The sequence below is a fragment of the Thermosulfurimonas sp. genome, assembly GCF_015491435.1.
GTDB lineage: Bacteria > Desulfobacterota > Thermodesulfobacteria > Thermodesulfobacteriales > Thermodesulfobacteriaceae > Thermosulfurimonas_A.
This window is the reverse complement of sequence record NZ_WFVX01000018.1, coordinates 1-5182: the sequence shown is the minus strand read 5'-3', so window position 1 is coordinate 5182 and position 5182 is coordinate 1. Positions and strand designations below refer to the sequence as shown.

The following is a 5182-nucleotide window of genomic DNA, read 5'->3' as shown; positions in this document are numbered from 1 at the left end:
CCATTATATCTTGCCTATTTCTATTACTGAAATAGATTTTTTCAATAAAAATCAGGGCAAGGTATTGGCAGGGAGGGTAATATTAAAGAGATGCGATCCCTTTACTATTCCCTCAATCAATTCCTGAAGGAAAGATTCGGGGAGCGGGTGCAGAAGGTCCCGCTGGATGCGGGGTTTACCTGTCCCAACCGGGACGGGACCAAGGGCCGCGGAGGCTGTATTTATTGCAACGCCTACGGGTCGGGGACCGGGGCCGCGCGAAAGGGCCTTTCCGTAAGGGAACAGATGCTCCACGGCATGGAGCACATGGCCCGGCGCTACGGGGCCCGGAAGTTTCTGGCCTACTTTCAGGCCTTCTCCAACACCTACGGGCCGTCGGATCTTCTCCAGAGGCGGTATGAGGAGGCCCTGGTGGACGAGCGGGTGGTGGGGCTCTGTGTGGGGACACGGCCGGACTGCGTGGATGAGGCCGTGGCCGAGGTCCTTTCCGGGTTCAGGGATCGGGGCCTCCTGGTCTGGGTGGAACTCGGGCTTCAGAGCGTGCACAATGAGACCCTCCTCCGGATCAACCGGGGGCATACCTTTGAGGACTTCCTTTCGGCCCTTGAGTTGCTCAAGGCCCGGGGGCTTCTCGTGTGCGTGCATATCATCTTCGGGCTTCCCGGGGAGGGGCCGCTGGAGATGCTTGAGACGGTAAGGACCCTTGCCCGGCTTCCCATCGACGGGATCAAGTTTCACGAACTCTATGTGGTTAAGGGTTCCGGGATGGAAAAACTTTACCGCGAGGGACGGTATCGTCCCCTCACCCAGGGCGAGTATGCGGATCTTACGGCCGAGGCCATCGCGCATCTTCCGCCGAGGGTGGTTATCCAGCGTCTTACCGGCGACCCAAGACCCGAGGAACTGGTGGCCCCGGACTGGGCCCGGGACAAGACCGGGACCCGGCGCCTCATTGAGGAGACCATGCTCAACCGGGGGCTCTACCAGGGGAAATACCTGGAGTGATCTTTGGTCGAAAGGTTGGATCTCGCCGGGAAGAGTAGTAACATAGACTCTATGCTGGATTTTCTTTTTCGTCCCAGAGCCGTGGCGGTGGTGGGGGCTTCCAGGGAACCGGGCAAGGTAGGGCATACCGTACTGGATAATCTCCTTTCCGCCGGCTTCCGGGGAGCCATCTATCCGGTAAATCCCAAGGCCCAGGAGATTCTGGGGCTCAAAGTCTATCCCTCGGTAAGCGAGATCCCGGGCCAGGTGGATCTCGCGGTCATTGCGGTAAGGGCGCCGCTTGTACCGCAGGTGATCGAGGAATGCGGAAAGAAAGGGGTCCGGGCGGCGGTAATCCTCTCTGCGGGTTTCCGGGAATCGGGAAGAGAAGGGGCGCAGCTGGAAAGGGAGGTCCTTTCCCGGGCCCGGAGTTTCGGGATCCGCATCGTGGGGCCCAACTGCCTGGGGGTGCTGGACACTTATGCCCGCTTAAACGTAACCTTTGCCGCGGTAAAACCCCTCCGAGGAGCGGTGGGGTTCTTTTCTCAGTCCGGAGCCCTGTGTCTGCACCTTCTGGAGTGGTCCCGGGCCGAGAAGGTGGGGCTTTCCCGTTTCGTAAGCCTGGGAAACAAATGCGATGTATCCGAGGTGGAGTGTCTCCGTGCCCTGGGCGAGGATCCCCACACCCGGGTGATCCTGGGCTACATCGAGGGCATAGACGACGGACGGGCCTTCGTGGAGGTGGCCCGGGAGGTCTCCCGCAAGAAGCCGGTGGTGATCTTTAAGAGCGGGGTCACCGGGGCCGGGGCCCGGGCGGCCTCCTCACACACAGGCTCGCTCGCCGGCTCGGAACAGGCCTTCTCCGCGGCGGTAAAGAAAGCAGGGGTCATCCGGGCGGCTACCCTGCAGGAGTTCTTTGACCTGGCCCTGTTCTTCGCCCTTCAACCTCCCCTGGAAGGGCCGGCGGTGGCGGTGCTCACCAACTCCGGAGGGCCGGGAATAGTAGCCGCAGACGCCATCGAGCGCTCGGCGCTGGAGATTCCCGCCCTGGGTCCGGAGACCGTGGATAAACTCCGGCGGATACTTCCCCCCTACGCCGCCTTCTATAACCCGGTGGATGTGGCCGGGGATGCCGATGCCGAAAGATACGAAAAGGCCCTGGAGGTATTACTGGAAGATCCCAAGATCCACGGCCTACTGGTTATCCTCTCCCATACGGCCACCGTGGACCCTGCCGAGGTGGCCGAAAGGATCACCCGCAAAAAGACCGAAAAACCCCTTACGGCCTGTTTTCTGGGCAAAGATAGCGTAAAGAAAGGAACCACCCTTCTCAAACGCAAGGGGGTACCGGTCTTTCCCTATCCCGAGGAGGCGGTGGCCACGCTGGAGAAATCCTGGCTTTTCACCTTTTTTTCCCGAAAAAGCGGAGGGAAAGAAAGTCCTCCGAGCGTGGATTTCGAACGGGCGGCTACGGTTATGAGACAGGTGCGCGAGGAGGAAAGGAGCCACCTTTACGACCACGAGGTGCGCGAAATCCTGGAGGCTTACGGATTTCGTTTCCCCAGGGCCCTTCTGGCCCGTACCACCGAAGAGGCCCTGCTTGCCGCCAAGGTGGTGGGCTATCCCCTGGTCCTCAAGGTGGTTTCGCCGGAGATCCAACACAAGACCGACCTGGGAGGGGTAAAGGTCAATATTCGCACTGAAGAGGAGTTGATCCGGGGCTTTCAGGAAATCCTCCTCCGGGTAAGGAAAGCCCTACCCCGGGCCACCATCACCGGCATTCTGGTTCAGGAGATGATCACCAACGCCCGGGAGGTAATTCTGGGATTCACCCGCGATCCCCAGTTCGGCCCCATGGTCATGTTCGGGCTGGGGGGTATTTATGTGGAGGTATTAAGGGATGTATCCTTCCGGCTGGCTCCGCTCGAGCCCGAAGAGGCCCGGGAGATGATCCGGGAAATTCGGGGCTTCGGCCTCCTGCGAGGGGTGCGGGGGGAGGAGGAAGCCGACCTTCCGGCTCTCACCTCGGCTCTGGTGGCCCTGAGTCATCTGGCTGCGGATTTTCCGGAACTGGTGGAAGGGGAGGTCAATCCCTTTATGGTGCGCCGCCGCGGGGAAGGAGCCGTGGCGGTAGATGCCCGATTGATACTGGAGGGTTAAGCCATGAGTATCATCTATGTCCTTTCCGTTGCCCCTCATGCCGGAAAGACCGCTGCGGTCCTGGGTCTGGGGGAATTTTTGAAGGAAAAAGGGGTCCCCTTTACCTATCGACGTCCCCTGGGAGGGCGTCCGGTGGAGGCCCGGGGCTCTATTACCGACGGGGACGCCCTTTTCGTCTCCCGGACCCTGGGGCTGGAGATACCTCCCGAGGAACTCACCGGAATAGTCCTGTCCCAGGAATTCGTGGTAGAGGCCTTGCAGGAAGGAAAAGGCAGCCTTACGGAAAGGGTGGTTTCTCTGGTCCGGAGGGCCGGGGAAAGCGGAAAAAGGGTCCTTCTTCACGGTTACGGGGGCTTTTACGCCGGTTATTTCCTGGGGCTTTCCGCCCCTCATCTCCTCCGGGAGATACCCTGCCGGGTCCTTCTGGTGATGCGCTATGAAGGGCTGGAGAGCCTGGACCTTCTCCTCAAGGTTCTGGAGGATCTCGGGGGGAACCGGGTAGCCCTTCTGGTGAACGCCCTCACCCCCGAGCTATCCGAAGAATATCAGGGCTTCATCAAGCCCTTTATCCAGAGGCAGGGGGTCAAAGTCCTGGGCGAGATCCCTTACGATGCGGTGCTGGCCGGGGTCTCGGTGAGGGAGCTTACGGAGGTCCTCCAGGCCAGAGTCCTCTTTCCCTTCGAGGGAGATCCCCTGGTGGAAGACTTCCTTATCGGCGGGATGCAGGTAGATCAGGCCATAAGATATTTTCGCCGCAGTCGCAACTTCGGGGTCATCGTGGGCGGGGATCGCTCGGATATCCAGCTCGCCGCCCTGGAGACCGGAGCCCGGTGCCTGCTCCTCACCGGGGGGCTCTATCCCAATGAGATCATCCTCTCCCGGGCCGAGGAGGCCGGGGTACCGGTGCTGGTAGTGGAGGGGGATACCTATTCCGTGGCCCGGAGGGTGGAGCGCCTCTCCGCCGAGGCCCCGTTACGGCATCCTCAGAAGGTCAAACAGGCCCGGGATCTCTTCGTCCAGCACCTGGCCGAGGACCTTCTGAGTGAATTTCTGGAAATTTAACCTGGCTACCGGTTTAGGGGTTAGATCCGACCTTTTACCTTTCTTATCAGGTTCTCCAGGTCCTGGACCAGATTGCGCAGTTCGAAAGAAAGTTTCTTCAGCCTGGCGATGGTTTCCTCATTTTTCACCGCTCCCTGGTAAATCTCGCCGATCTCCCGATGGATAACCTCCGCCATCTCCTCCACCGCCTTCCGGGTGTGTTCAAAAGTTTGGGATACGGTTTGCAATTCCTGAAAGATCTGCTGAAAGAAACTGTAAACCTCCGCTACCTTCTCTTTTCCGGACCGAGCTTCTTCCAGGATCTCTTGCATAAGATTCACACTCTCCTCCACCCCGCCGGAGATCTCCGAAATGAGTTTTTCGATCTCGCCGGTGGCCTCCTCGGTCTGGCGGGAGAGTTCCTTGACCTCGCCCGCCACCACCGCAAAGCCCTTGCCGGCCTCCCCGGCCCGGGCCGCCTCGATGGTGGCGTTGAGCGCTAGAAGATTGGTGCGGCTGGCGATGTCTCGGATGGTCTGGCTGATCTTCCCGATCTGCCCGGAAAGTTCATGCAACCGAGAAATACCCTGCCACACCTCTTCCACCGTCTGCGAGGTCCGCTCGGTCAGATTCTGGGCCTCGTTAAGCAGGGCCTCTCCGGAGGAAACCAGTGCGTACACCTGTTTGACCGCTTCCTCGGCCTGGCCTGTCTCCTCCCTGACCCCCGTGAGTTTGGTCGAGGTCTCCCGGGTTTTCTCCACCAGTACCTTCTGCTGACGGGCCTCTTCCCCGATACCTTCTGCCTCCGAAACCACCGTGCCCGTAATCTCTCCCACCCGGGCGGCCTTTTCCGCAAGATTCATCAGATCCCCGGAAAGCCTTTCCACCATGCGATTGAGGTCCCTTGTCATCTCCCCGATCTCGTCCCGCCCCGTAACCTCAAAACGATAGGTAAAATCGCCGTCCGAGATTCTGGCAATTCCTTTAACCAGCCTGG

At 60.0% G+C, this 5182-nt stretch carries 4 protein-coding genes; 3 read left to right on the top strand and 1 reads right to left on the bottom strand.

Annotated features, from left to right (window positions below):
- Positions 1 to 90: 90 nt before the first annotated feature.
- Genes F8J34_RS00735 through F8J34_RS00725 form a run of 3 tightly spaced genes read left to right on the top strand, consistent with a single transcriptional unit; the run spans position 91 to position 4206 of the window.
- Positions 91 to 1005 carry a TIGR01212 family radical SAM protein gene (locus F8J34_RS00735; protein ID WP_297055355.1) on the top strand — a complete coding sequence of 305 codons (915 nt, stop codon included), beginning with the start codon at positions 91 to 93 and terminating at the stop codon, positions 1003 to 1005.
- Positions 1006 to 1056: 51 nt separating this feature from the next.
- Positions 1057 to 3144: an acetate--CoA ligase alpha subunit gene (gene acs, locus F8J34_RS00730; RefSeq protein WP_297055353.1), complete on the top strand. Its 2088-nt coding sequence runs from the start codon at positions 1057 to 1059 to the stop codon at positions 3142 to 3144.
- Between the two features lie 3 nt (positions 3145 to 3147).
- Positions 3148 to 4206 (top strand): DRTGG domain-containing protein, encoded by a 1059-nt coding sequence (locus F8J34_RS00725; RefSeq protein ID WP_297055351.1) that lies wholly within the window; start codon positions 3148 to 3150, stop codon positions 4204 to 4206.
- A 20-nt stretch (positions 4207 to 4226) separates the two neighbouring features.
- Here F8J34_RS00725 and F8J34_RS00720 read toward each other — a convergent pair.
- A partial coding sequence (locus F8J34_RS00720) for a methyl-accepting chemotaxis protein (RefSeq protein ID WP_297055349.1) occupies positions 4227 to 5182 on the bottom strand: 956 nt, incomplete at its 5' end.

Bases quoted from the DNA above. Each gene is read 5' to 3' on its own strand.
- acs (WP_297055353.1), top strand. From the start codon at position 1,057: ATGCTGGATTTTCTTTTTCGTCCCAGAGCCGTGGCGGTGGTGGGGGCT.
- F8J34_RS00725 (WP_297055351.1), top strand. From the start codon at position 3,148: ATGAGTATCATCTATGTCCTTTCCGTTGCCCCTCATGCCGGAAAGACC.
- F8J34_RS00735 (WP_297055355.1), top strand. From the start codon at position 91: ATGCGATCCCTTTACTATTCCCTCAATCAATTCCTGAAGGAAAGATTC.